Raw genomic sequence first — 26869 nt, 5'->3', positions numbered from 1 at the left:
TAATCATAGCTTTATCGTGTTAAAAAGTAATATCTACACCAAACATAAAGGTCTTTTGCCAGGGATAAAAACTGTTGTTGTAAGCACCGCTTCTATCAAGTGCTCCTTCGGGATCAATGTATTTCGTACGTTTCTTAAGGGGCGACCAATAGCAAAGATTTTCACCCGAAAAATAGAAACGAACCACATCAATGCCCGCTTTATTCGTCAAACCAGACGGAATAGTGTAACCGATGGTCAGGTTTTTGAAACGCAGATAGCGCAGATTCTGGAGATAACGGTCGTTGACTTTACTCAAAGGGCCGGAAGTAGCTGAATAAGCCATTGGTCGCGTGAAGTACGCATCCCGGTTATCTTCTGCCCATACATCTTTCAGAAAATCTTTCTGCAAATAAGTGAGATAAGGATACGAATAAGGTCCCCAGAATGGCATTGACTGTCCGGTAGGATACCAGTAATGGTTTCCGGTTCCCTGGAAGAATGCAGATACATCGAAACCATACCAGCGAATGCTTGTATTAATACCATAAGAAAAACTCGGAAGCGAGTTCCCCAGAATTTTCCGGTCGCCCGGATCGTTAACACTATTGCTGCCGATACCCAGTATTTTATCCCCGTCAAGGTCTAAAAACTTAAGGTCACCTGCCTGCCATCCTCCGGTGATCCGGCTGTTGATAAAACTTAAATCAACCTCTTGGGCATATGCCTGCGCTTCTTCGGTGCTCTGATACAGTCCGTCGGTAACAAACCCCCAAATCTCTCCAAGGCGCATACCTTCGTAATAGCTTTTGGCAAAAGTTTTATCGGCATTATCGTACTTAGTAATGGTACTTATGTAGTTGCTGACGTTTACCCCAATACTGTACTCCAGTGGTTTGCTGATCACGGTTAGCTGGTCTCTCCAAGAGGCAGACAACTCGTAACCTTTTGTGCGCAAATCGGCCGTATTCATTTTCGGAACAGAAGCTCCGTATACTGAAGGCAATTCAATACCGTCGGTCAACATGTTTTTGGTATCGCGAATATAGACGTCGGCCGTAAAGTTCAGCCGGTTATTAACCATGGTAAGGTCGAAACCGACATCCCACTGCGCTGCCGTTTCCCAGGTCAGGTCGGAAGCCACAGGGGCGCCCAGCGACGAATATTTGCCCATAGTGCTGCCTTCGTTGAATGAATATCCTGCGAAGTCATTGATAGACACCAACCGCAAATAGGTATAATAAGAAGAAACATTTTGATTACCCAGGCTTCCAAAAGAGGCCCTCAGCTTCAGGTTGTCGATCATGTTCCGAGCCGATTCAAAGAAAGACTCTTCAGAAATACGCCAGCCTGCCGAAGCAGAAGGGAACCATCCCCACCGGCTGTCGGCGTCAAAACGCGAAGTTCCGTCGTAACGGCCGCTGACCTCAAACAGATAGCGGTTCTTATAATCGTAGTTGATACGACCGAAAACACCGGCCAAAGCGTATGCATTTTGCCCGCCTCCTACACCTGTAATTGTTTGCCCCTCAGAATTTTGCCCAACGAGATTCAAATCATCCAGTGTTGAAGAAGACAGATATTCGCCGTATGCTGACAGATTTTTCAGTTTCAGGGTTTCGTAATTGACCCCGACAACACCCGACAAATTGTGCTCGCCAAACGTTTGGCTATAATTGGCAAACATATTTGTTGAGTAGTAATTACGCGTATTAACCGATTCGTCGAGCCGGTTGGCGCCGGCGCCGGTTGCATACGAGTCAAGCGGCGCATCCGGATACTCCCGGAAAAAAAGGTTATTGGAACGACTTGTATTACGTGTCTGGTACTGACGATAAGTAAAGTCTGCCGTAATGCTCAACTGTTTTATCGGAGTGAGTACAAGACGGGTAGTGTTAGAAAAATCAGATGCCCTGTTTACGTTACGGTGCGACCCTTCGCCAAGCATAATGTGACGACCGTTACCTACTTTATAGTTCAGATATGGGGTACTGTAAAGCCATGAACCATCAGGGTTTTTCATCGGGAAATTTGCAAGTGCATGCCTTGCGCCATAGGCAATCGTATTCTCAACGCTGCCATCTCCCTGAAAGTTATATTCAGAAGCGAAGAACGAGGTATTATTTGTCATCGTCATCCACTTGTTAATCCGGAAATCAATCTTCGAACGCAAATTGTATCTATTAAAAATATCAGGATGAACTTTCAGAATACCCTCCCGACGATCATAAGCACCCGATACAAGATACTTAACGTCCTCCGTTCCTCCACTGATGGAAATATTCTGTTGTTGCACAGGATGGCTATCCCGATATTGCATGTGCCACCAGTCGTAGTTACCGTAATAAACCCACTGGTTCCGTCCGTTTCTCACTTCTTCGACTACCCAGGGACGGTCGGGATTCTCGGTCTTATCATTTACACGGGCTAATAACTGCTGCATATCGCGGTCAGTATAATTGACGTAAAGTGTTCCAGAGTCAGCTTTCCAGAACTTGTTGACGGTATATACCGACCAATATCCGGTAGTTTCATACTCGGTAGAAGTTGTTGGGCTTTCCCATCCATAGCGGCCGCTGTAACGAACTGTCGCTTTATTCTCTTGCGCCGCCCCCGATTTTGTTGTAACCAGGATAACCCCAAAAGCCGCGCGCGCACCGTAAACAGCAGCAGCCGACGCATCTTTAATGACCGAAATTGATTCTACGTCGTTTGCGTTAACACGGTTCAGGTCGCCAACAGCACCGTCGATCAGCACCAACGGCGAAGCGCCGTTAATGGAAGTTACACCACGAATATTGATGTTGGGCGAACTGCCGGGTACGCCCGAAGAAGTAGTGATGTTAAGACCCGGAACTGAGCCTTGCAGCATATTGGTCACCGAATGGGACACACGGTTTTCAAGCCCTTTGCTATCTACCGTTGTAACTGCGCCGGTCAGGTTAACCTTTTTCTGTGTTCCATAACCGACAACTACCATTTCATTCATTAAAATGACATCTTCTTCCATGTAAATCTCGATGTCATTTTGATCCGGAGCCACACTGACTTTCTGAGCCATGTAACCCACATAAGAGATATTCAAAACAACAGCCTCTGATGGAACCGTAATGCTAAAAGATCCATCAGTGGCAGTAACAGTGCCTTGAGTGGTACCTTCGAGCTGAATGGTTACTCCGATAAGAGGTTCTTGCTGGGTATCAAAAACTTTTCCCGATACCGTTCTGTTCTGAGCGGAAAGAACCGAAAAGCCCTCCAACGCAAATAACAGTAGCAACAAAATAGAGAATTTGATTGCTTTCATTGATTCATAAGTGTTTAAATTAATTTTTTATTTTGTTTTATAAGAATCTGTAGAGAAGACTTTGGGACGTTGCATGTTTTCCGTCCAGATGTGCCCAAACTCATCTTTAACGGTAATGATCATATCTGTATCGGGATTATCGGCTTTCACCTTAAAAAAGTGAGTAAACTTTTCGGTAATAAAACTGGGAGTAGACTTCAGACTAGCCGAGTTGAAGCGCTTCACAGAAAGGGCTGCAATATGCAGCGGGTCGTATGCCCAAACTTTTTCAGGAGTCAGTCTCTTTCCGTATTCGTCAGTTACGGTCAGCGTCCAGTTCGGATTCCAGTTCCAGATGTTTATCAGCAACTCGTTGTTATTGTTTGCCGGGTAGGCATCAACATACTGCATATACTTATTCTTAACCGAAGCGGGAACAGAGGATGGCATCAGCGGAACATCTGCCAGCGAAAAATGTACATTGTTCAGGTCGTAACTGCGGAATTGGTAGTCTTCCGACCATCCGGTGGCCTTGTAAACATATTGCAAATCTTTCCCCGAAACATCCCAAATCGCATATCCGCCCGGCGTACCGTCGGGGCTGATGTGAATACCCGGCGTTAAATTTCCGGACCACCACCACGAGGCGCAGACAGCTCCTGTGTTATGTTCGTAGAAATCATTTCCGCCTGTAACCGCTGATTCCGGCGTAACGTTGAAAGTCATGTGTGTATGCCCCGTCACAAAATGCACTTTATAACCGCTCAAAATGTTGAATAGTTGCTCGGTACTGGCTATGTCGTGGTCTATCCTAAATTCGCCAGTTTGCAAAGGATAATATACTTGTGCGTGCATTACAACAACCAAAGGCGTTGACTTGTCGATATAAGAGAGATCTTTTTCAAGCCAGCTCAACTGTTCTGCAGAAGTCAGTTTTTTGTATTTGCGGGAAGTTGTTCCGTCGTACTCACTGCAATCGATATCATCCATCACAACATAATGAATTTCACCTATATTAAAAGAGTAATAGGTAGGGGCAATGTAGTTCATATATTGGAGCTCCGCAGTAAAATCGGAAGTCGCTTGGTAATCGTAATCGTGGTTGCCGATGGTGTGGAATATCTGCAAATTTTTCACCTGACTGTTTATGGTGTTCAGGTATTCGGATAAGCCAAAATTATTTGAATACCAGTACAAATCCCAGGTCATGTCTCCCAGGGTAATTGCGTACATTTTTTTTGAAGCGTTGGCGTTCCTGTAGTTGTTCAGGTCAGTAGTAAAAGCCGAAAACTGGCTAAGGTCGTTTGTTCGGGCAGCCAGGTGCATGTCGCCAAGCATAAATACTTTGTAGGCATCCTGTCCGGCAACCTTGTTAAGCGTAAAGTCTACCCGTTCTACCGTGTTGGCATTGGCTTTTAATGTTTGAAAAAACTGAGGAAGCACACCCGAAGAGGGCGCTTCGTAATTGCTCGGAACAGAAATAAAGACATAATTTCTTTTCTTCGCAGACTTGAGTTGATAAATGCCTTTTTCATCGGTGGTGGTCACTTCCACACCGTCTGAAACCACGACGCCTTTCACGCCGCCTTCTTCCGATTTAACAATGCCATATATTGTAGTGCCTTCGTCAGGCGTAAACAAAAAGTCAACAATATTGATGTATATTTTCCCAACTGGCTTCTTCCGTAAATCCCGTTTAACGGAAACATTGTATTCGCCGGTTTTACATTCATTGGAAATCTGCACCGTGAATCCTGTGGAAGAAACAGCGGTGACAGGGCAAACGTAAGAAATGCCTCCCGACTCCAGAAGGAATGAATCGGACATTTTTAGTCCGCCTCCACCTTGCGCCGTAAAAACATATTCGCCCCCCTGGGTTACGTCAATTGCAGAAGGAAGACTAATCTGTATATTGAAATCATCTACAGGTTCTTCGTGGTCATTCCCTCCATTGCAACCGTAAAGCGATAAAATTACAGCCAAGACCAAATACAATAGAATTTTATTGTATTCCAGTATATTTTTCATTTTTCTCATTCGTTTAAAATCTATCTATTCTTATTCCGCAAGCAATTTCTGTAAATGTTCCGGATAATTCGTTGTAATATAATCCACACCCATTTCGATAAAATACTTCATGTCCTCTTCTTTGTCCACTGTCCAAACATTCACTTCCAATCCCAGTTTGTGCGACTCCTCTATCCATTCGGGATGCTTTCTCAATGTTTTGACCGAGTAATCAATCCCTGCCAGCCCTAATTTTTTTATTTTCTTCGGAGACAAATCGCCATCCAAATAATAAATTTTGGTGTCGGGAATCAATTTTTTGAAAGCCAAACAAGCATTTATAGAAAAGGCTATAATATCAGTTCTGTCCAGCAGTTTATGCTTTTTCAGAGCTTTTACAATTTTTGCTGCGGACTCGTCTTCTCTGGAGAGATCGGTCAGCGATTTCATTTCCAAAACAATACGCGTTTCCGGTTTACCTGCTGCCATTTTCAGATATTCATCCAGAGTAGGAATTTGCTCACCATTATCCAAACGCACTTTGCGGATTTCGGAAAACGGTGTAGTTTCCATGTTCACCCCTTTAAACTGTTTATCATGATTAACAACCAATTTTCCATCTATCGTCATCCAAACGTCAAACTCGGAGCCGAATGCTCCAACGGAATCCGCTTTAGCGAAGGAAGACAACGAATTTTGAGTAGATCCGGGCGCCTTCCAGTACCCGCGATGAGCTATTACCTTCACTTGCGCATGCATGGTAAAAACTGTTAGAAATAAAAACAACGCAAAAAACAATATTCTTCTCATAGTCAAACAAATAATCCGTTAAAATAAAATTAAAAAAATAATACCTCTTTACTTAGGATTCGGCCTGTTCTGCCTGATTTTCCATTTTGTTGTATGAAAATCCATTTTGGGATCGGCTACGTCGTTGCATTTTACAATTAGCGCCCCTTCTTTTTCCCAGTACGACTTTACCGTGTGTCCGTTCATGGGGCCGTCTTCCGGCCCTCTTACTGTTTTGTCATCAGGATTAACCACGATTTGCAGCCCGAAAGATTCATTTAACATATCCATGTCGCCCCGGCTATTTCCACCAACAATAAGAGGGCGCGCTTTTATGAATGTTTCGATGGTATGTGCTTTGCCATCGTCCTGCGGAATTGGCGGAATTATTTCGCCCGTTGTTTTTCCGCCTTCAATTACACATTTTGCACCTAAAATATTAATGGTGGACAAGCCAAGTTCTTCGGCTACAAATTTCTGGTAAAGCAACTCAGGAGATGCCGTTAATATCCAAACCTCAAAGTCATATTCCTTCAGGTTTGCAATCAGCTCTTTCATTTCAGGATAAAATTTCCCTTTATATGATTTTCTGTAGCAATCGTACCCAATTGTTTCAATCTGCTCCGGGGTGAGACCGGCTAAAAAATGAATCCGATCTTCCACATAAACCTTTCCAACATTGTTTCCATTCTTTACCATGCGATCCAAAATATCAAGCTTTTCTTTGGACGCTTTGTCGCTTCTTGTTTTCAAAACATCGTCGGCATACTGGTACAATGCCTCATCTGCCAAATAATGCGGTACCTGACCAAAAGTTGTTCCGTCGCAATCGAACACCGCAACTTTTCGTTCTTTCATAACAATGGTTGAGTTCAGAAAACTCTCTAACCGATTGTTAACGTCATCAGACCAACCTTTAATTGTTCTGAACGTTTGTGCATGTGTTGTTTGTGCCAGGCAAAACACAAAAAGAGAAAAGGCAATTAATATTCGTTTCATCTGTTCAAGCATTTTAATTTTGATTTTTTGGTTTAAGCCAATAAACGTTTTTTCTCGGTGTTCCAGGTGAGAGCAGTAAACAAAATTGCAATAACACAGGCTACCAACATTAATATAAATGCGGCATCCCATCCCATGTGGTCAACAATAAAACCGATGGCGATATTTGCGCCGAGCGCGCCTCCCAGGTAACCAAATAGCCCGGTAAGACCGGCAGCGGTACCTGCTGCTTTTTTGGGCACCAAATCGAGTGCCTGAACTCCAATTAACATTACCGGTCCGTATATCAGAAAACCGATTGCAATAAGTGCAATATTATCGAGCATCACGTGTCCGGGAGGGTTCTTCCAGTACACGTAAATTGCCGCCATTACCAATACCATGTAAATTACAATGGCAGGGGCCCTCCTTCCTTTAAACACTTTATCCGATATCCATCCGCAAAGCAGAGTTCCCGGAATTCCTGCATATTCGTATGCAAAATATGCCCAGCCAGACTCTTGCACCGAAAAATCTTTAGCTTCTTTCAGGTAGGTTGGAGCCCAGTCGAGTATGCCGTAGCGAACCAGATACACCATGATATTTGCAATGGCAATCAGCCACAAAAATTTATTTCTGAAAACGTAAGTGAAAAATATCTCTCTGGGAGAAAACTCTTTTTCGTACTTCTCATTATAGTCTTTGGGATAATCATTTTTATACTTTTCGATATTGGGCAGCCCGCAAGATTGCGGTGTATCCCGAATAAGCAAATAGGCAATAAATGAGATTAAGATGGCAATCATTGCCGGGAAGTACAGTTTACTGTGCCAGTCGCCAAAAATTGCAACCCCCAACACTGCCAAAGGACCGATAAGTCCGCCGCCAACATTGTGAGCGACATTCCAAATCGACATTTTTGTTCCTCTTTCTTTTGTGGAAAACCAATGCACCATTACGCGACCAGAGGGCGGCCACCCCATTCCCTGAAACCAACCATTTACCAGCATAACCATAAACATAATGGTAACTGATGAGGTAAGCACCGGAATAGTACCTAGACTAAATATTGTGATTCCGGACAACAACAGTCCCAGGCTTAAAAAAATACGGGCGTTGCTTCTGTCCGAAACACCACCCATTAAAAATTTGCTGAGGCCATATGAAATTGAAACTGCCGATGAAATAATACCCAGAGCACCTCTGGAGTATCCTTGTTCTATTAAATCGGGCATTACCAGGGAGAAGTTTTTCCGTACCAGGTAATATCCTGCGTACCCGACAAAAATGCCCATAAAAACCTGAAAACGAAGTTTTTTATATTCAGGGTCTATTTTTTCTTTGGGCAATAGTTCTTTGTGAGGTGCAGGTTTTAGAAATTTTATCATTTTAATTCATCTTTTATTTAATCGGCGGCAAATGTATGCAGCCAATATTATTTTCGAGTAAAGTATTTGTTACATTTCTATGACAAAAAGTAGCCTTTTGCCAATTCAGTAAACTGCTGAACCTGGTCTTCTTCCCAGGCTTTATCTTTATTAAGTTCCTTGGCCAAAATAGCGGCAACAGCGGGCGCCATTTCAATTGAAGCCCTGGCATCCAAATACAAAGCCCTGACTCTGCGTGCAAGCACATCGTCAACAGTAAGAGCCATTTCTTCGCGCACAGCCCAAACTACTTCTGCTGCAGTAAATTCCAGTTTATCGCTCAGCCTTTTCGCATATTCAGGATTGCTTTTTTGTAGTTGAACAACTTTTTCCTGATCGCTACCATATATATATAGATGATTATTTCTATCGGGACTTTGTAGATATCCGTGTATTTTCAGATGCTTTGTTTTGCAAGGCTTAAACGCGATAGCTTTGGTTTTTATGGCAAGGTCAACCGTCTCTTCTGCCATTATTCGGTAAGTCGTCCATTTTCCGCCGGTTATAGTAACCAACCCGGAATCTGAAGTCACCAATTTATGACTGCGTGAAATCTCTTTTGTTTTTGCTTCTTCTGAATGTTTTTTTGGAGCGGCTAACGGGCGCAGACCGGCAAAAACGCAAAGGACATCTTTCCGCTGAGGTTTTTTAGCCAGGTACCTGCCGGCGGTTTCCAATATAAAATCGACTTCCTGCTCTAATGCTTTCGGCTCAAGCACAAACTCATCAACAGGTGTATCGGTAGTTCCCAATATTACCCGATTGTGCCAGGGAACGCCAAACATCACCCTGCCATCACTGGTTTTTGGTACCATAATAGCATCGTCTCCACCCAAAAATGATTTATCAACCACAAGATGAACGCCCTGGCTTGGACGCACCATCGGTCTTTCTTCCGGGCTATCCATTTTTATGATGTCATCTACAAAAATTCCAGTCGCATTTACAATACAACTACCTTTCAATTCGAAACTTTCTCCGCCAATTTTATCTTCAACAACAACTCCCGAAACTTTTCCATCGGTATCCTTTAAAAGCTGTGTCACCTTGGTATAATTCAAAATTGTGGCACCGTTCTCAACAGCTGTCTGCATTAAATTAACCGCCAGGCGGGAGTCATCAAACTGTCCATCCTGATAAGATACGCCACCTTTTAAGCTATTTTGCTCAATCTGCGGAATGTGTTTAATTACATCTTTCTTCCCCATCGGGAGCGAATGCCCCAGTCCCATCCGGCCTGCCAAAACATCGTACACCGTCAGACCAATTGTATAAAAAGGCTTCTCCCACCATTGATAGTTCCCAATGATAAAACGCTGGTTTTTTACCAGATGCGGAGCATTTCTACTCAGGTAACCACGTTCACGCAGAGCCTCGCGAACCAATGCAACATCGCCTTTTTGCAAATACCTTACGCCGCCGTGAACAAGCTTTGTACTTCGGCTCGATGTTGCTTTTGCAAAGTCAGCCTGCTCCAGCAAAATTGTTTTGTACCCGCGGCTCGCAGCGTCAACTGCTGTCCCCAGCCCGGTGGCACCTCCACCTATTACAATGAAATCCCAACTATCCTTTGAGTCTCTCAATTGTTGAATATCATCTTCCCGTTTCATATCTGATATTAAGTTATTTGTTCAAAATTAAAAAGTCCCGACAACAAATCAAAACAAAATCGAAATTTTCTGAAATATATCGAAACAAATTTTATAACAACCATAACAAACGACACTCTCTCCATCCAACGCAAAACATAACTCTCTCCACAACACAACGCAAATACAAACCTCAAAACCAAATCTTTTAGAACAAAATTATGCCGACAGCAAAAGCTCCTGATATTTAAACTTCGACACGAAACCAATAAATATTGAAAAAGGATAGACGATTCATTTTATTCAGCCACTTATTTCACAAAAAGGCAAACGAAAAATTAATACCTGTTTTGGAGGCAATACAAGTAAAAAGTCCGGCGCCATCAGGAAAGAACTAAAAGAATGCAGGAAAACAACTTACAGAAAATAAAGTAAATTTTTCAAATCTGTATACACCAACTTTTGTTGTTTTCAAAGAAGGCAAAAAAGGAAGTATGTCTAATTTCAAAAAATCGTTTCATTGTCATTCCCATTTGTTTTTCTATTTTCGGGGTTAGTTTTTAATGAAAATGTTATGAAAGAAGCGCTGGAAGTCCTCGATCACGTCCGGTTAAATTTTTCCCCTTCGGGTCTGTTTGCATTAAATGTCACCATCGCCTTTATCATGTTTGGTGTGGCTTTAGATATTAAGATGGAGCATTTTAAAGATGTTATCATGAAGCCCAAATCGGCTATTATTGGAATGATATCACAGTTTTTTCTACTACCGTTTATAACCTTTCTTTTGGTTTTGGTACTCAACCCAACGCCAACAGTTGCACTTGGTATGATTCTGATTGCATCGTGTCCGGGCGGAAACATTTCAAATTTTATGAGCGCCATGGCGAAAGGGAATATTGCCCTATCGGTGAGTCTGACCGCAGTGGCCACGCTGGGGGCAACATTTATGACGCCGCTAAACTTTGCCCTTTGGGGAAAACTATTCCTTAAATATTACAACAAAGCCGGAGCCGGAAGTTTTCTCGTTCCTATTGAAATAGATTTTTTTCAGATGGTGCAAACCGTCGTTATTCTGTTGGGAATCCCGGTGATTCTGGGACTTTTCTTCTCGCAGTATTTCCCGAAACTTACAAAAAAGATAAAGAAACCGATCCGACAAGCATCCATCATCATTTTTATCGGGTTTGTCATTATTTTATTGTCGGCTAATTTCAGCAACTTTATTAAATACATCCACATCATTTTCCTGATTGTATTAGTCCACAACGGGTTGGCATTGGGAGCAGGTTTTTCGGTCAGTTCTCTGGCACGGCTGCCCCGGGTTGACAGGCGAACAGTTACGCTGGAAACCGGTATTCAAAATTCGGGACTGGCATTGGTATTGATGTTCAATCCAAAGATTTTTCCGCCGGAACTGGAGTTGGGAGGAATGACTTTTATTGCGGCTTGGTGGGGAGTTTGGCACATTGTCAGTGGTCTCACCCTTTCAGCTTTATGGGCAAAAAAACCGTTATATCAACCCGCAGTAAGATGAGTTACGAAAAATGGTCATGGGGGTACTGGACACTAAAACAGTACATCAAATTTGCGGATTGGGCAACTCACAAAAAGACGATTATTACCGGTGAAGAAAAAATTCCGGATAATAAACCGATTGTGTTTGCGCCCAACCATCAAAATGCGCTGAGCGACCCGATGGCTATTTTATTGAACACACATTTTCAGCCGGTTTGGCTGGCACGCGCAGATATTTTCGGAAAGTCGAAAACGATAGATGCCATTTTAAAATTCCTGAAAATTATGCCGGTTTACCGACTGCGCGACGGCATGGAAAACCTCGAAAAAAACGAACAAACTTTTGCTAATTCCATAAAAGTACTTGAACACAACTCAGCTCTGGCACTTTTCCCGGAAGCTGCTCACTCGGCCAAACGCCAAATGCTGGTTCATAAAAAAGCAGTGCCGCGGATTGTTTTCATGGCAGAAGAAAAAACCAACAACCAGCTTGACATTCAAATTATTCCAACCGGCATTTATTACAGTCATTACTGGAAGTTCAACGGAACAGTGATTGTTAATTTTGGTGAACCTATTTCTGTAAAACAATTTCTTGCCACACACAAACAGAACCAAAATGCCGCGACAATTGCCCTGAAAAATGAAATTTACGACGCTATTTCGCCGCTGACCATTAATATCAAAAGCAAAAAATATTACGAAGAGTTTGAGCGTATCAGAGCAGTTTATGGCAGACATTTTCTAAAAAGAGACAATATTAAATTGTCTGCATTAAACCTTTTTAACTCCGACCAAAAACTAGTAAATGGATTAGACAAACTGGAGGCAGCTCATCCGGAAGAAGCAGAAAAAGCAGTTAACAAAGCAAAACAGTATGCAAAACTTCTGCGCAATTACCGACTGAAGAGCTGGCTGCTTGATGAAAATCAGAAGCATATCATAAAATTTCTCCTTAGCTCAATCATCTTATTGATTGGATTCCCTCTGTTCTTATATGGATTTATTTTCAATGCCATTCCTTTTTTTCTTATTGACAGGGTAACCCGAAAGAAAATAAAAGATCAATCGTTCTGGAGCACCTTCTTTCTGGTGGCAGGAATTGTCCTGTTCCCCATTTTTTACCTCCTCGAGCTACTGGCAGTATCGTGGCTCATCCCGGGGTTCTGGCTAAAAGCAGGATTTCTGGCAAGTTTACCTTTTACGGGGAAAATTGCATTCAACTGGTACATTCTGTTACGGAAAAACATTGGCCGGTGCCGGCTGCTTGTCTTAAAATGGTTCAAAAAGAAAACCTACAATCAAATAAAAACGAGTCAAAAAGAACTATTCGACCTTCTGGACAAACATATTTCGAATTAAAATTGAGCGAAAAACAGGAATATGCTATTTAGAAAATTCCAACTAACCACTCCTTCCCTTTTGAATTCAAAAATATAGTAAACACGAACACCCCTCATCAAAAGACACAACATTTATTAGTTGCATCCCGGGCAATGACTATCTTCTTCCTTTTTGCTTTTTCTGCTTGGGCTTGGTACGCTTAAATTTATCTTCGAACGACCTTTTCGACTGAATTTTCCTTTTCTTTTGATGAAAAGCGCCCTGATAGGAAGGATCATCAATCTTACGCTGGCGGTCAATCTCACGCAATTGCTGCTGGCGTTCATCAAACTCAGTGTCAACTATTTCCGCACCTTCCGGCATTTCCTGAAGCGGAATTTCCATGCGCACCAGTTCCTCAATTTTTTTCCAGTGCCACTCTTCCGAAGCATCAATTAAGGTAATTGCATCACCACGATTTCCGGCGCGTGCTGTTCGTCCAATCCGGTGAACATAGTCTTCGTAATTTGGAGGAACGTCAAAATTTATAACGTGGCTCACCATGCTGGCATCCAGTCCTCTTGCCGACACATCGGTTGTAATTAAAATACGGACTTCGCCATTTTTAAACGCCTGAATAGCATTTATTCGTGCATTTTGGCCTTTATTGGAGTGCAGAATTCTTTTCTCCCCTTCCACCTTCCGCTGAATAACCTTGAACACCCCGTCGGCATGCTCCTTGGTTTTCACGAAAATGATGATTCGCGAAAATGTCTCCTCATCGGCTAACAAATATTTAATCAGGTTAAGTTTTGTGCGGTAATTGGGCACTTTGTAAGCAACCTGATTCACTTCCTGCACCGGAGTAGCAGAAGGCGCAACTTCAAGCTTGTCATAAAAATCGAGGAACTCTTCGGCCAGTTTTTCAATTGCCTCAGAAAAAGTAGCGGAGAAAAGAAGATTCTGCCTTTTACTCGGAAGAATTTCAAAAAGCTTACGTAGCTGAGGCTGAAACCCCATGTCAAGCATTCGGTCGGCTTCATCAATAACCAGGTATTTTACCTTTTTTAGCGACAACGCACCCGCCTGATACAAATCCATTAATCGGCCAGGAGTTGCCACCAGAACGTCAATTCCGGGAGCTAGTAATTCGGCATGTTTGGTCCAGCCAATTCCGCCAAAAACTGCTGCATGGCGTAATTCAGACCACGAAGTGAGCTCGGCCACATCCTCCCCTACCTGAATAGAAAGTTCGCGGGTCGGAACCAACACAACCACCCGGGGATCTGTTCCTTCCGGCTTCTTCAGCTTGGTGAGCAGAGGCAGAAGGTACGCCGCTGTTTTTCCGGTTCCGGTTTGCGCAACTCCCACCACATTCACCCCCGAATTAATTTTCGGAATGGCCTCCTGCTGAATTGGGGTAGGCGTTTTAAAACCGATGTCGTTCAACGACTTTAATATTGACTTGGCAATTTTGAGATCCTCAAATGTTTTATTCATTGTGCAAAAATAGGAAAAGTTGGTTGATACTAACTTCTATTGGTTACAGGTTTAATTTTTATCTTTAGCCCAGAATACAAAAATATGCCAAATTTATATATCATTGCCGGGTGCAACGGCGCAGGAAAAACTACGGCATCGTTTACGGTGTTGCCGGAGATGCTTAAATGCGACATTTTTATCAATGCAGATGAAATTGCACGTGGACTTTCACCATTAAATCCGGAATTATCTTCCATCGAAGCAGGTAGAATAATGTTAAAAAAGATTAATGATTTCTTCCCTCTTCAGAAAGATTTTGCCTTTGAAACCACGTTATCTTCCCGAACATTTCGGAACACAATTTTCAAATCGAAGAAGTCGGGTTATGAAACTACGCTCATTTTCTTTTGGCTAAACTCAGTTGAGCTGGCTTACGAAAGGGTTGAAAACAGAGTGCTTGAAGGGGGCCACCATGTACCCAAGCATGTTATCGGCAGGAGATATTATGCAGGCATAAAAAACCTATTTGACATCTACATTCCTATAAGTGACTATTGGATGATTTTCGACAATTCACAAAAAATGTCATCGGAGCTGATCGCCGAGGGGACAAAAAGCAAGTCGTCGATTATCAAAAATATTACTAAATTTGGCCGCTTAAAATCTTTAGTTAATGGAGATGAAAAATAAAAATGAAATTCGCGAGAAAATTTTAAAAGGACTTGAGATCTATCAGGAAAAACTCATTCAGACAAAAAAAGCACGTAACCTGGAACTGGTAGTTTCAGACGATGAAGGAAGGGTAGTGCGTATTCCTGCATGCGAGCTCTAATCCGTTAATTTGATTCGAAATATTTATTTTTGAACTGATACCAAGTTATTTCAACTTATACATTTTCCCGGGCAAAACCACGAGCAAACTTTTAAACTCCATGTTCAGCAGCAATGCTGAAACTTTGCTCCCGGGCATTCTTAGTTCTGAGGAAATCTGATCGATAAACAATTCACCTTCCCTTTGCAGAAGTTCTACAACCTTTTTTTCGTCGGCAGTTAGTTCCACAAAAAGAGAAGGTTGCACTGTCTGTACTTTTTGCTGAGTTTCCCATCCCATAAAAAATTCGAGGTCATCAATATCCTGAATTAGGCTTGCGCCATTAAGCCGGATAATGCGATTGCAGCCTCGCGAATAAGTTTCATCTACCCTCCCCGGGAAAGCAAATACGTCACGGTTGTATGACGATGCAATTTCTGCAGTAATTAACGCACCACCTTTTTCTGCAGATTCAACAACAATAGTAGCATCGGCAAGGCCGGCAATTACACGATTGCGCCGAACAAAATTGGACGGGTCAATTTTAGTTCCGCTGGGAAAATCGGTAATCAATCCTCCGTTTCCCATCATTTTCCGGGCAGTTTCAGCATGTAATGACGGATAAATTACATCCAATCCGTGACCCACCACGCCGGCTGTCGGCACCCCGTATTTCAGCGCCATTTTGTGCGCCTGAATATCTATTCCGTAAGCCAGCCCGCTCACAATCAGTATCGGGTAATTGCGTTCGGCAAACTTAGAAATCAACTGTTCGCAAATCATTTTGCCGTAATCAGTTGCATTTCTGGTACCCACGATACTTACAACCCGTTCTTCGTCAGCATTTACATTTCCTTTGGAGTACAAAATAACAGGTGCATCCGGACAGGCTTTCAGTCGGCGCGGATAGCATTTATCAGTATAAAAACGAACATCAATATTGTATTTTCGGATAAACTCAAGCTCCTTCTCTGCTCTTTCAAACACAGCACTGTTTTTCAAGCGTTTGGCATTCACCTTTCCAATTCCCGGAATTTTTATCAGCGCTTTGTCCGGCTCTGAAAAAACGTTTTCGGCACTGCCGGTGTACGCCACCAGATTGCGTGCCAAAACTCCGCCAATGCCGGGAACCATTGAAAGCGCTATTTTATAAAATAATACATTTTGTTCCATGTGTCCGGAGAAAAAAAATTAAACACCTAATATTTGCAACAACCTTTCCTGCAAAAATCTTCGTTGTTCTTTCGTAAGCGCGGTTAAACTTACCGAAGGGTACTCGGCAATTCCTCTTCGGGTTTTAACCACCAGCGTTAAATCCGACATCCGCCCAAAAACGGAATTATCGAAATGCGCACTGTACAACATTGACTGGGGAAACTCTATCGAATTAAAACTTACTTTCCCAAACCTAACCGCTTTGTAATAGCGCAGTAACACCTTTCCGTTGGCATCGTCAAATTCAATAAACTGATAATCGGCCACCTGAAAGTAAAGAAACCACAGCGCAAAAACTCCTATTCCTGCCAGCCCGTAAAGTGTGTAGTCCAATAAAAAAAGCGCCAGTATTATTAATGCGATAATTAAACTAACCAGAAAAAAAATGCGGCGTAAAAAAGCAATCTTTTGTTTATTCGAAATGGTCATTATCCTAATTTTTTATGAAAACCCGTGGCCTTACAGCGCAAAAAAAAGTTGAGAACAAATTTATTGTAACTTTGCCGCAATTTAGCAGGTAACTATGGAAAATTCAAAAGTATACTCGAAAATAATCTACACTGATTCTCCGGAAATTGAACTCACCGATTGGGCAGCCGGTTACGACAAAGGGAAAGTTTTTCTGGTAACAGAAGAAAATGTGGATAAATTGTGGCTGCCAAAATTCAGTAAATTCATCGAATTTCAATCCATAAAAAAAATAGTCCTGCCGGCAGGAGAAAGCAACAAAAAGCTGGAGTCAGTAATCAAAATCTGGGAGTTTCTGTCAAAAAACGGAGCCGATCGTAAATCTCTGGTAATTAACATTGGCGGCGGAATGCTAACCGACCTTGCAGGGTTTGCAGCGTCAACATTCAAACGCGGAGTCGATTTCATTAACGTCCCCACTACCCTGCTTTCTCAGGTAGATGCATCGGTTGGTGGGAAAACAGGCATCAACTTTAACGGGCTGAAAAACGAAATCGGCACATTTAAAAATCCTGTTGCAGTCATCATTAACACCGATTTTCTGGAAACCATCGACCACCCCAACTTCTTGTCGGGTTTTGCCGAAATGATAAAACACGGGCTGATTAAAAGCACCGACCATTTGGATGAACTAAAAGGCTTTAACCTTAATGACATCGATTACAAAAGCCTGCTTCAGATTATCCAGCACTCGGTTGACATAAAAGAATATTTTGTTTTTAACGACCCTACCGAAAAAAACATTCGCAAAGCGCTGAATCTCGGACACACTGCCGGACATGCGTTTGAAAGCCTGGCAATGGAACAGAACCGTCCGGTATTGCACGGTTTTGCAGTTGCCTGGGGAATGATTGTAGAACTGTTTCTGTCAGTAAAAAACTGCGAACTGGACGAGACCTACAGCAACGAACTAACTCAATGGCTGTTAAAAATTTATGGGAAGTTTGAAATCAACGAAAGTGATTTTGACAGGTTGTTTGAATTAATGACCCACGACAAAAAGAATGAATCGGGTAGAATCAATTTCACACTGATTTCTGAACCGGGAAAAATGAAAATTAACCACAACTGCGAGAAGGAACTCATTTTCGACGCCTTAAAATATTACAGCGAACTTTAATTTCATGAAATACCAGGTAACCGCAACTCGAACTGAAATAAACGGATGCATTAACCTTCCTGCATCCAAAAGCATCAGCAACCGCGTACTAATTATAAATGCGCTTTGTTACAATCCGTACGTGGCAAAAAACCTGTCAGACTCCGATGACACCCGTGTTTTGGAACAGGCACTGTTCTCCAACAGCAATAAATTTGATATTGGGCACGCCGGAACAGCCATGCGTTTTCTCACAGCTTTTCTCTCTAAAATTGTAGGCGAATGGGAAATTACCGGTTCGGAACGAATGAAACAGCGCCCCATAGGAATTTTGGTGGATGCACTAAACGAGTTGGGTGCGCGAATTGAATACATCGAAAAAGATGGGTTTCCGCCACTGAAAATATTTGGGTCGCATCTAAAAGGCAAAACGCTGGAACTGGATGGCAGCATCTCCAGCCAATACATTTCGGCGTTGCTATTAATTGCACCAACCATTGAAAACGGACTGACTCTCGCTTTAAAAGGAGAAATAACCTCGCGCTCGTACATTGAACTGACCCTGAAATTAATGGCGCGTTTTGGTATTCAATACAAATGGGAAGGGAACACCATAACGGTTCCCGAACAAAACTACCTGCCCGGAGAATTCACCGTTGAAGCTGACTGGTCTGGTGCCTCGTACTGGTATCAGATGCTGGCGCTTGCCGAAAAAGGAGAAATACTGTTGGAGAATCTGCAAATCGACAGCCTGCAGGGCGATGCAAACATTGCCGGATGGTTTAAACAACTGGGCGTTCAATCAACACAAAAAAGCGATGGTATTTTGCTTTCAAAATCCACGTCTTCGCTCCCCGCGAAACTGGAGTTCGATTTTATTGAAAACCCAGATGTAGCGCAAACAATGGCATGTTTGTGTGTGGCAAAAAAAATTCCGTTTTATTTTTCAGGGCTAAAAACACTGAAAATTAAAGAAACAGACAGGATTGCCGCATTACAAAACGAACTGAAAAAATTCGGCGCCACCGTAACAGAACCGGCTCACGGAGAACTGGCTTGGGACGGCACAATCGATGCGTCAACAGCAGAAAAAATTCCGATCATAAAAACATACCACGATCATCGTATGGCGCTGGCTTTTGCTCCAATGGTACTGGCCGGTTACAATCTCGACATTGAAGACCCCATGGTTGTTACCAAATCCTACCCGTCGTTTTGGGAAGACCTGAAGCAAGTGGGATTTGCCGTTAAAGTTTTATAAAAATCTTTTTCTTGTAAAGTATCCACGCGGGAATAAAATTGAAACAGATAAACAGAAGGGCAAAAAGCAAACTTCCAAATTTCAGACTCCATCCGGCAGATTCAAACATATCAAGAAAATGTACATTTAAGCTGTTTCCGGCAATCTTTAATTGATAGAAAAAAAGTCTCCACACATCTGACAGCACGTAAACTGCAATGGCATTTGAGCCGAAAATAATCCCCGGTTTGGTGAAGCGGGTACGTCCCATCACATCCACAAAAAACAGGCTTATTGCCAGCACCATGGCTGCTAACCCCGAAGTCACCATAACAAATGAGCTGGTCCAGATATTCTTGTTAATGGGAAAAATAAAATCCCACCAGTAGCCAATTACAAAAGCAAAAAAGCCAAAGGAGAACATGTAAATCACTTTCCTTTCCTGTGGTATTTTGCTCAGAATCAAATGGCCGGCCAGCATTCCTGAAATAGCCGTGGCAATGGCCGGAAGTGTACTAAAAAGTCCTTCGGGATCCCAGGTTTTCTGCCACATATAACCGGGCAATAATTTTGTATCTATCCATGCAGCAAGGTTTGCCCCCGGCTCCAGCATTGCCTCTCCGTAACCGGGAGTCGGAATTAAAACCATCGCCAGCCAGTAGCCTACAACTAATACGGCGGCAACAATGGCCTGAGTTTTCCATTTTGAGTTGAGAAAAAGCAGGGCAGAGAACAAAAACACTACGGCAATACGCTGTAAAACGCCCGCATACCTGATACTTTCAAAATCGAATTTCGGGAACAGCCACAGCAACACGCCCACCACAAATATTTTTAACGACCGGAACACGATTTTTTTGTACATGGGCACTTTAGGAACACCTGCCTGCAACCGTTTAGTGTATGCCAGCGTAATAGAAACGCCCACTATAAAAATGAAAAAAGGAAATATCAAATCGGTTGGAGTCAGTCCGTTCCACTCAACGTGCAGCAGCGGTTTGTAAACATGACTCCAGCTTCCGGGGTTGTTTACCATAATCATTGCAGCAATTGTAAATCCGCGAAATGCGTCCAGGGAAATCAGTCGTTTTGTCTCAGCCATTTTATTTTAGGTTAATCAACATATTCAAAATGAAATTCCTATCTTCCTCAAAATTTGAGGATGTCAAACTTAAATAAAATGTCTAAAATGAAAAATAATGTAATTGCTTTTTCAATGGTTTTATCACTTTTATTTAGTTGCACACAAAAATTTCCCGCCCCCGGCGAAATAAAAATGAGTTGGGAGCTCGTTAGTAACGAGTATTCCGATACGCCAAAAGCAATGGCTAAATTTCATATAGAAAACAACAGCCGTTTTACATTAAATGACAAGAACTGGGCACTCTATTTTAGCCAGATGTCACGAACTCCGCTCTCTGCCGACAACAACGTAAAAATCCGTTTCCTCAGTGGCGACTGGTTTGTTATGGAACCCAAAGATAATTTCAGGCTCAAACCCGGAGAATCAGTTGAAATTACCACTGAACATTCAGAATGGATAATAAAAGAAACTGATGCTCCGCTGGGATCGTACTTTATTTTTTACGATAAAAAGGGAATGGAAACAGATACTCTTCCGGTTGCCGATTTTACCATTCTTCCGTTCACCCGCCCCGAACAGGCCAACCGCCATAAAAACGATTACGAACCCATTCCCACGGCTCAATGGAATTTCGAGAACAACCAGTCACTCTCGCTGCTGGGGAAAGAAGAACTTTTGCCTTTCATTCCTTCGCCGGTTAGTTACAAAGCTACCGGCAGCAAAGTAATTTTCGATGACATGGTGTCTGTTTTGCATAACGAAGGGCTGGAAAACGAAGCGCGTTATATTGCCGGCTTCCTGGAAAAATTAGCCGGCACTTCGCCGGTTGTAAAAGAAGCGCCAGAACCTGCGCCGTACAGCATTTTTCTCGAAATCAAAAAAATTCAGGTAAACGAAAAAACGGACGAAGCATACCGGCTGCAAATCAAACCCGACAGGTCGATTCAAATTACAGGAAGCGACCCCGCCGGAGTGTTTTACGGTATTCAAAGCCTTTTGGCCATGTTGCCGGCAGAAGTGTTCAAAGGGAACAATGCCCAAATTTCACTGGACGAGGTAGTGATAGAAGACGCGCCCCGCTTCCCGTACCGAGGGCTGCAAATTGATGTTGCCAGAAACTTTCAGACAAAAGAAACCATCAAAAAAATGATAGATATTTTGTCGTTTTACAAAGGCAATTACCTGGTAATTTATTTAACCGAAGACGAAGGCTGGCGTATAGAAATTGACGGTTTGCCCGAACTGACCGACATTGGGGCAAAACGCGGCCACACCACAAAAGAAGCAAATGCGCTCCACCCTTCCTACGGTTCGGGGCCATTCGCATGCGAAGCGGAACATTACGGATGCGGCTACTATACTAAAAATGATTTCATTGAAATACTCAAGTACGCCCAATCCCGGCATGTAAACATTATCCCGGCGGTCAACTTTCCGGGGCATTCGCGTGCAGCCATCAAATCGATGGAAGCCCGATACGAAAAATACATGGCGCTGGGCGATGAAGAAAACGCAAACGAGTTCAGACTAATCGATCCGGACGACACTTCCAAATACCTTTCGGCCCAGTGGTACAACGACAATGTGGTGAATGTAGCGCGCGAATCGGTTTACAAATTTTACGAAACAGTTGTTGACGCCATCCTGGCAATGTACAACGAAGCCGGAATAGAACCGGAGTTCTTTCACACAGGCGGCGACGAAGTTCCGGAAGGTGCCTGGACTGCTTCTCCAATGTGTGCAGAACTGATAAAATCGTTGCCGAAGATTACAGACCCCAAAAACCTGCAAGCCTACTTTTTTGAAAGAATTGTGGAAATACTCAAAACCAAAAATTTGAAAATCGGAGGTTGGGAAGAAGTAGCTTTGCTAAAAGAGGCGGATGGAGAATACGCTCCAAATAAAAAATTCATCGGAGAACAAGTGTATCCATATGTTTGGAACAACCAGGGGAGCAATGCAGATTTGGCTTACCGACTGGCTAACGCCGGTTATCCGGTTATTTTGTGCAATGTTTCTAACTTCTATTTCGACCTGGCCTACAACAAAGACCCCCGCGAACCGGGACACTACTGGCCGGGATTTGTCAACACCCGCAACGCGTGGCAGGTTGCTCCATTTAATGTATTTTACACCACTACTCACGATGCCATGGGAAAAGAAATAGACATTGAAACAGACTACGCAACCCTGGAAAGACTCGACGCCAACGCACGCAAAAATGTTGCAGGAGTTCAGGCACAAATCTGGAGCGAAACGGTAAAAGGAAAAGAGATGCTCGAATACTACCTGCTGCCCAAACTAATTGGTTTTGCCGAAAGCGCCTGGTCGCCCGAACGAACCTGGGAAACCACAAAAGACCGCAATCTCCGCGAAAAGGAAATGAACATCGGCTGGAACACCTTTGCCAATACACTTGCCCAAAAAGAACTGCCTCGCTTAGCCGGAATTTTCGGAGGATTTAACTACCGCGTGCCTGCCCCCGGAGCAAAAATAGAGAACGACAAGTTGGTGGCTAATTCAGCCTACCCGGGATTAATCATCCGATATACTACCGATGGTACTGAACCCACAAAAAATTCAACGGTTTACTTCGAACCGGTTTCAGTCACTGGAAAAATAAAGATAAAAGCTTTTGATGCAGCAGGAAAAGGAAGCCTGACAATGGAAGTAAACTAGCGCACTACCGCTTATTCTTAAAAAAGTCCTGCATCAATTCTGCGCATTCGGTTTCCAAAACTCCGCCCGTTATTTCAGTTTTAGGATGCAAAGCATCGGGTGCAAACTTCCGGAATCCGCGTTTTGAATCGGATGCCCCGTAAACAACTCTGCCAGTTTGTGCCCAGCCCAGCGCGCCGGCACACATTACACAGGGCTCAAGCGTCACATACAGCGTGCAATCGTTCAGATACTTTCCGCCCAGCAAATTTGTGGCTGCAGTAATCGCCTGCATTTCGGCGTGGGCAGTCACATCGTTAAGGGTTTCTGTTAAATTATGTGCACGGGCAATAATTTTGTTGTTGGCAACAACCACTGCACCCACCGGAATTTCGCCTTCGGAAAATGCCTGAACAGCTTCGGCAAAAGCCCTTTTCATAAAATATTCATCGCTAAACGGCTCAATCATATATCTCAGTTTGAGGCCGTGAAATTGCTAAAATCTTCTTATTTTCGCAACCAAATTTAAAAGAAGGTATCATGTACAGAACACATACATGCGGAGAACTACGGGCAGACCATGTTGGAGAAGAAGTAACTCTTGCCGGATGGGTACAAAAAATCAGGGATTTTGGTGCCATGTCATTTGTTGACTTACGCGACAGATACGGCATTACCCAGTTGGTAACCAACGAAAACACATCGGCAAAAGTGACCGAAACACTTCAGCAATTGGGCCGCGAATTTGTAATACAGGCAACAGGAACGGTAAGAGAACGTTCCAGCAAAAATAAGAACATTGCAACCGGCGAAATCGAAATTGAACTTTCAGGGTTGAAAATTCTGAGTCCTTCTGCTGTTCCGCCCTTTACCATTCAGGATGATACCGACGGCGGCGATGATTTACGAATGAAATACCGCTACCTCGATTTACGAAGAAATGCCGTGCGGAAAAACCTGGAGCTTCGCGCACAGGTAGCGCATTCGGTGCGTAATTTCCTTACCGAAAACGGTTTTATTGAAACAGAAACACCGGTACTTATAAAATCAACCCCGGAAGGCGCCCGCGACTTTGTAGTTCCGTCGCGCATGAATCCCGGCGAGTTTTACGCACTTCCACAGTCACCCCAGATTTTTAAACAACTGTTGATGGTGGCCGGATTCGACAAATATTTTCAGATTGTTAAGTGTTTCAGGGATGAAGATTTGAGGGCAGATCGTCAGCCTGAATTCACCCAAATCGACTGCGAAATGTCTTTTGTTGAACAGGAAGATGTGCTGAACACTTTTGAAAAGCTGGCCAAATACACGTTCAAAAATGTATTGGACGTTGACTTAGACGACTTTCCACGGATGCCGTACTCAACAGCCATGGAAAAATACGGTTCTGACAAGCCCGACATCAGGTTTGAAATGTTGTTGCACGACATTACAACGACAGTACAGAACAAAGGATTCAGCATTTTTGATTCGGCAGAATATGTTGGTGCAATAGCAGCAAAAGGCTGTGCCGAGTACTCAAGAAAACAAATTGACGAGCTTACCAATTGGGTAAAACGCCCGCAAATTGGAGCAAAAGGATTGGTTTACGTTAAATACAACGAAGACGGAAGCTTCAAATCTTCTGTAGATAAATTCTACTCAGCCGACGATTTAAAAGGTTGGGCAGAGCAATTAAATGCAAATCCGGGTGACTTAATTCTGGTACTTTCTGGAGACAAAGCACACACGGTAACTGCGCTGGGCGAATTGCGCCTGGAAATGGGAAACCGGCTGGAATTACGCAAAAAAGGTACTTTCAAACCACTTTGGGTTATCGATTTTCCACTTCTGGAATGGAACGAAGAGAGCAAACGCTTTTTTGCCATGCACCATCCATTTACCTCGCCAAACCCGGAAGACATTGTTCTACTTGATTCTGACCCGGGGAAAGTGCGTGCCAACGCTTACGACCTTGTAATAAACGGGGTGGAAATCGGCGGTGGTTCAGTGCGAATTTTCAATTCTGAATTGCAGGCAAAAATGTTCGACATACTCGGGTTCACTCCCGAACAAGCCATGGCTCAGTTTGGATTCCTGATGAACGCATTCAAATACGGAGCACCTCCGCATGCAGGAATTGCATTTGGGTTCGACCGACTGGTTTCTATGTTTGCCGGCCTGGATTCCATCCGCGACGTGATTGCATTCCCAAAAAACAATGCAGGCCGCGACGTAATGAATGATTCTCCTGCGCCAATTGCTAATGAACAACTGGATGAACTTTTCCTTCAATTAAAAAAGCTGGATTAAAAGCCGTTCATCAATTCCGAATGGATTCTACTAAACTGTAGATTCTTCAGAAAGCCCAAAGTCGTTACTGATTTTGGGCTTTTTGGTAAAAAGAAAAAAGCTGTATTTGTATCGTTCACTCCCTTCACCGTAAAAAAATGTGCCCCAACAAAAAACACTCAAGAAATATTCGTCAACTAGTTTTTGCTACTAAAAAATTCGAAATCAGAAAGCATTTCGGGATAACAAGCAGATTATCTGCGCCTAATTTAATTCGCCAATAATTTTGTTTACTTCCACAATTTGTTTTTGAACAAAATCATTTTTACATTTAGCCACGGAATATGCATTTAAACCATCAGTAGTTTTATGTTGAATTTTAAACAAAAAAGGATGAACGGTATGTACAGTTGGTGCTTTGATTGCATCGACGTTAAAAACCAGAGATACACCGTCCTACATTCAACACAAAACATTTTTTCAGCAATTGTAACTCTGTTTTCGAATGAATCCAAAAATTAGAAAAAATAAAAACCGCTATTTCCATTATCAGAAAGAAATTCTGAACACAATTTCAGAACCTGCCTCTTTTATTGATAGAAATTTCCGGTATTTATTTGTAAACAGTGCATTCAACAAAACCTATGAAAAAGAAACCGACGAGGTAATCGGAAAAACTGTTGGTGAACTTTGGGAATTGGCAGACTTTGAAAATAAAATTCAACCTTCGATTGAAAAATGCCTGAAGGGGAAACCGGTTTTTTTGCTGTATGAGGGAATAACGCCCAACGGTAAAGAGAAAATTCTGGAAATGAATTACTATCCACACCGCAATGCCAGCCGGAGAATTGACGGGGTAATTTCCACAGCGAAAGATGTGACCGAACATAAAAAGGCAGAACAGGCATTGAAAGAAAGCGAAGCCCGGCTGAAGGAGCTTAATGCAACAAAAGACAAGCTGTTCTCCATTATCGGACACGACCTAAAAGGGCCGCTAAACAATATACTTGGCTTTTCTGAATTGCTTGAACAGGGGTTTGACAGCTACTCATCAGACGAGATAAAACACTACAATAAATTAATTTACAAACTTTCGCAATCGGTTTCCGACCTGTTGGAAAACCTGCTTACCTGGTCGCGCGCGCAAAGAAATGTACTAAAAGTATCGCCCAACAATATTGCGGTTTGTTTTACCGTGGAAAAATGTTTCGGCCTGCTCATTCAAAACGCATTGCATAAAGAAATTCGCCTGAAGAATATTGTTCCGCCGGACACCGTAATTTTTGCAGACGAAGAAATGATAACTTCGGTTATCCGAAACCTCGTGTCCAACGCCATTAAATTTACGCATCGGGGAGGCACTATTTCCGTTGGTGCCCGCTCTTCTGAAAAAGAGGTGGTTCTTGAAATAAAAGATACCGGAATAGGAATTGCGCCCAATAAAATTCCGAACCTGTTTCTTCCCAATGAGAATCAATCGAGCGCAGGTACCGAAGGCGAAAAAGGAACCGGGTTGGGGTTGATTATCTGCAAAGATTTTGTGGAAAAAAACAACGGGAAAATCAGTATTGAAAGCGAGTTAAATACGGGAACAACCTTTTTTATTTCGTTGCCCAACGAAGTAAAAAAATAGCGCCGTTTTACCGCAAAT

Annotated in this window: 20 protein-coding genes; 9 read left to right on the top strand and 11 right to left on the bottom strand. The window is 42.9% G+C overall.

What is annotated here, in order from left to right:
* Positions 1–19: 19 nt before the first annotated feature.
* From BUB08_RS15705 to BUB08_RS15680, 6 genes are all read right to left on the bottom strand, one after another.
* Positions 20–3283, bottom strand: coding sequence for a SusC/RagA family TonB-linked outer membrane protein (locus tag BUB08_RS15705; RefSeq protein ID WP_073002866.1), 3264 nt, complete (start codon positions 3281–3283; stop codon positions 20–22).
* Between the two features lie 27 nt (positions 3284–3310).
* Positions 3311–5290 carry a calcineurin-like phosphoesterase C-terminal domain-containing protein gene (locus BUB08_RS15700; protein ID WP_073002965.1) on the bottom strand — a complete coding sequence of 660 codons (1980 nt, stop codon included), beginning with the start codon at positions 5288–5290 and terminating at the stop codon, positions 3311–3313.
* Positions 5291–5320: 30 nt separating this feature from the next.
* Positions 5321–6079, bottom strand: coding sequence for a glycerophosphodiester phosphodiesterase family protein (locus BUB08_RS15695; RefSeq protein ID WP_217651633.1), 759 nt, complete (start codon positions 6077–6079; stop codon positions 5321–5323).
* 48 nt (positions 6080–6127) lie between these two features.
* On the bottom strand, positions 6128–7057 hold the full coding sequence (locus tag BUB08_RS15690) for an HAD family hydrolase (protein ID WP_073002964.1): 930 nt from the start codon (positions 7055–7057) through the stop codon (positions 6128–6130).
* 32 nt (positions 7058–7089) lie between these two features.
* The gene (gene glpT / locus BUB08_RS15685) at positions 7090–8424 is read right to left on the bottom strand and encodes a glycerol-3-phosphate transporter (RefSeq protein ID WP_073002864.1); all 1335 of its coding nucleotides are present in this window, start codon (positions 8422–8424) and stop codon (positions 7090–7092) included.
* Between the two features lie 77 nt (positions 8425–8501).
* Positions 8502–10073, bottom strand: coding sequence for a glycerol-3-phosphate dehydrogenase/oxidase (locus tag BUB08_RS15680; RefSeq protein ID WP_073002863.1), 1572 nt, complete (start codon positions 10071–10073; stop codon positions 8502–8504).
* A 553-nt stretch (positions 10074–10626) separates the two neighbouring features.
* On the opposite strand from BUB08_RS15680, the gene BUB08_RS15675 reads away from it, so the two are divergent.
* Together BUB08_RS15675 and BUB08_RS15670 are read left to right on the top strand one after the other, a co-directional pair.
* On the top strand, positions 10627–11586 hold the full coding sequence (locus BUB08_RS15675) for a bile acid:sodium symporter family protein (protein WP_073002862.1): 960 nt from the start codon (positions 10627–10629) through the stop codon (positions 11584–11586).
* The gene (locus BUB08_RS15670; RefSeq protein WP_073002861.1) at positions 11583–12929 is read left to right on the top strand and encodes a 1-acyl-sn-glycerol-3-phosphate acyltransferase; all 1347 of its coding nucleotides are present in this window, start codon (positions 11583–11585) and stop codon (positions 12927–12929) included. The genes BUB08_RS15675 and BUB08_RS15670 overlap by 4 nt, the downstream gene beginning before the upstream one ends.
* A 138-nt stretch (positions 12930–13067) precedes the next feature.
* On the opposite strand, the gene BUB08_RS15665 is transcribed toward BUB08_RS15670, so the two are convergent.
* Positions 13068–14390, bottom strand: coding sequence for a DEAD/DEAH box helicase (locus BUB08_RS15665; RefSeq protein ID WP_073002860.1), 1323 nt, complete (start codon positions 14388–14390; stop codon positions 13068–13070).
* A gap of 84 nt (positions 14391–14474) precedes the next feature.
* Between BUB08_RS15665 and BUB08_RS15660 the strand changes: the two genes are divergently transcribed.
* Both BUB08_RS15660 and BUB08_RS20385 read left to right on the top strand, forming a co-directional pair.
* Positions 14475–15062 carry an ATPase gene (locus BUB08_RS15660; RefSeq protein WP_073002859.1) on the top strand — a complete coding sequence of 196 codons (588 nt, stop codon included), beginning with the start codon at positions 14475–14477 and terminating at the stop codon, positions 15060–15062.
* Positions 15046–15204, top strand: a complete 159-nt coding sequence (locus BUB08_RS20385; protein ID WP_175550025.1) for a hypothetical protein — start codon at positions 15046–15048, stop codon at positions 15202–15204. Before BUB08_RS15660 ends, BUB08_RS20385 begins: the two co-directional genes overlap by 17 nt.
* A gap of 45 nt (positions 15205–15249) precedes the next feature.
* Here BUB08_RS20385 and dprA read toward each other — a convergent pair whose 3' ends face one another.
* Complete coding sequence (dprA, locus tag BUB08_RS15655; protein ID WP_073002858.1) at positions 15250–16356, bottom strand: DNA-processing protein DprA; 1107 nt, start codon at positions 16354–16356, stop codon at positions 15250–15252.
* A gap of 18 nt (positions 16357–16374) precedes the next feature.
* The gene (locus tag BUB08_RS15650; protein ID WP_073002857.1) at positions 16375–16827 is read right to left on the bottom strand and encodes a hypothetical protein; all 453 of its coding nucleotides are present in this window, start codon (positions 16825–16827) and stop codon (positions 16375–16377) included.
* A gap of 94 nt (positions 16828–16921) precedes the next feature.
* On the opposite strand from BUB08_RS15650, the gene aroB reads away from it, so the two are divergent.
* Positions 16922–17986 (top strand): 3-dehydroquinate synthase, encoded by a 1065-nt coding sequence (gene aroB / locus BUB08_RS15645; RefSeq protein WP_073002856.1) that lies wholly within the window; start codon positions 16922–16924, stop codon positions 17984–17986.
* A gap of 4 nt (positions 17987–17990) precedes the next feature.
* Positions 17991–19226: a 3-phosphoshikimate 1-carboxyvinyltransferase gene (locus BUB08_RS15640; protein WP_073002855.1), complete on the top strand. Its 1236-nt coding sequence runs from the start codon at positions 17991–17993 to the stop codon at positions 19224–19226.
* Here the strand turns inward: BUB08_RS15640 and BUB08_RS15635 are convergent.
* A complete protein-coding gene (locus tag BUB08_RS15635) occupies positions 19213–20307 on the bottom strand; it encodes an acyltransferase family protein (protein ID WP_073002854.1) in 1095 nt (364 codons plus the stop codon). The two genes, BUB08_RS15640 and BUB08_RS15635, sit on opposite strands and share 14 nt — an antisense overlap.
* A gap of 87 nt (positions 20308–20394) precedes the next feature.
* Here BUB08_RS15635 and BUB08_RS15630 point away from each other — a divergent pair, with 87 nt between their 5' ends.
* Positions 20395–22968, top strand: a complete 2574-nt coding sequence (locus tag BUB08_RS15630) for a family 20 glycosylhydrolase (protein WP_073002853.1) — start codon at positions 20395–20397, stop codon at positions 22966–22968.
* 4 nt (positions 22969–22972) lie between these two features.
* On the opposite strand, the gene BUB08_RS15625 is transcribed toward BUB08_RS15630, so the two are convergent.
* Positions 22973–23416 carry a nucleoside deaminase gene (locus tag BUB08_RS15625; protein ID WP_073002852.1) on the bottom strand — a complete coding sequence of 148 codons (444 nt, stop codon included), beginning with the start codon at positions 23414–23416 and terminating at the stop codon, positions 22973–22975.
* A 71-nt stretch (positions 23417–23487) separates the two neighbouring features.
* Between BUB08_RS15625 and aspS the strand changes: the two genes are divergently transcribed.
* A complete protein-coding gene (gene aspS, locus BUB08_RS15620) occupies positions 23488–25239 on the top strand; it encodes an aspartate--tRNA ligase (RefSeq protein ID WP_073002851.1) in 1752 nt (583 codons plus the stop codon).
* A gap of 484 nt (positions 25240–25723) precedes the next feature.
* On the top strand, positions 25724–26851 hold the full coding sequence (locus BUB08_RS15615) for a PAS domain-containing sensor histidine kinase (RefSeq protein WP_073002850.1): 1128 nt from the start codon (positions 25724–25726) through the stop codon (positions 26849–26851).
* Positions 26852–26869 lie beyond the last annotated feature (18 nt).

Source organism: Mariniphaga anaerophila (assembly GCF_900129025.1).
GTDB classification, from domain to species: domain Bacteria; phylum Bacteroidota; class Bacteroidia; order Bacteroidales; family Prolixibacteraceae; genus Mariniphaga; species Mariniphaga anaerophila.
This window is presented reverse-complemented; position numbering and strand designations above follow the sequence as displayed.

Bases quoted from the DNA above. Each gene is read 5' to 3' on its own strand.
- BUB08_RS15670 (WP_073002861.1), top strand. From the start codon at position 11,583: ATGAGTTACGAAAAATGGTCATGGGGGTACTGGACACTAAAACAGTAC.
- BUB08_RS15615 (WP_073002850.1), top strand. From the start codon at position 25,724: ATGAATCCAAAAATTAGAAAAAATAAAAACCGCTATTTCCATTATCAG.
- BUB08_RS15675 (WP_073002862.1), top strand. From the start codon at position 10,627: ATGAAAGAAGCGCTGGAAGTCCTCGATCACGTCCGGTTAAATTTTTCC.
- BUB08_RS20385 (WP_175550025.1), top strand. From the start codon at position 15,046: ATGGAGATGAAAAATAAAAATGAAATTCGCGAGAAAATTTTAAAAGGA.
- BUB08_RS15630 (WP_073002853.1), top strand. From the start codon at position 20,395: ATGAAAAATAATGTAATTGCTTTTTCAATGGTTTTATCACTTTTATTT.
- aroB (WP_073002856.1), top strand. From the start codon at position 16,922: ATGGAAAATTCAAAAGTATACTCGAAAATAATCTACACTGATTCTCCG.
- BUB08_RS15625 (WP_073002852.1), bottom strand. From the start codon at position 23,416: ATGATTGAGCCGTTTAGCGATGAATATTTTATGAAAAGGGCTTTTGCC.
- BUB08_RS15640 (WP_073002855.1), top strand. From the start codon at position 17,991: ATGAAATACCAGGTAACCGCAACTCGAACTGAAATAAACGGATGCATT.
- BUB08_RS15680 (WP_073002863.1), bottom strand. From the start codon at position 10,073: ATGAAACGGGAAGATGATATTCAACAATTGAGAGACTCAAAGGATAGT.
- BUB08_RS15695 (WP_217651633.1), bottom strand. From the start codon at position 6,079: ATGAGAAGAATATTGTTTTTTGCGTTGTTTTTATTTCTAACAGTTTTT.
- aspS (WP_073002851.1), top strand. From the start codon at position 23,488: ATGTACAGAACACATACATGCGGAGAACTACGGGCAGACCATGTTGGA.
- BUB08_RS15705 (WP_073002866.1), bottom strand. From the start codon at position 3,283: ATGAAAGCAATCAAATTCTCTATTTTGTTGCTACTGTTATTTGCGTTG.
- BUB08_RS15690 (WP_073002964.1), bottom strand. From the start codon at position 7,057: ATGAAACGAATATTAATTGCCTTTTCTCTTTTTGTGTTTTGCCTGGCA.
- BUB08_RS15665 (WP_073002860.1), bottom strand. From the start codon at position 14,390: ATGAATAAAACATTTGAGGATCTCAAAATTGCCAAGTCAATATTAAAG.
- BUB08_RS15660 (WP_073002859.1), top strand. From the start codon at position 14,475: ATGCCAAATTTATATATCATTGCCGGGTGCAACGGCGCAGGAAAAACT.
- BUB08_RS15635 (WP_073002854.1), bottom strand. From the start codon at position 20,307: ATGGCTGAGACAAAACGACTGATTTCCCTGGACGCATTTCGCGGATTT.
- glpT (WP_073002864.1), bottom strand. From the start codon at position 8,424: ATGATAAAATTTCTAAAACCTGCACCTCACAAAGAACTATTGCCCAAA.
- BUB08_RS15700 (WP_073002965.1), bottom strand. From the start codon at position 5,290: ATGAAAAATATACTGGAATACAATAAAATTCTATTGTATTTGGTCTTG.
- dprA (WP_073002858.1), bottom strand. From the start codon at position 16,356: ATGGAACAAAATGTATTATTTTATAAAATAGCGCTTTCAATGGTTCCC.
- BUB08_RS15650 (WP_073002857.1), bottom strand. From the start codon at position 16,827: ATGACCATTTCGAATAAACAAAAGATTGCTTTTTTACGCCGCATTTTT.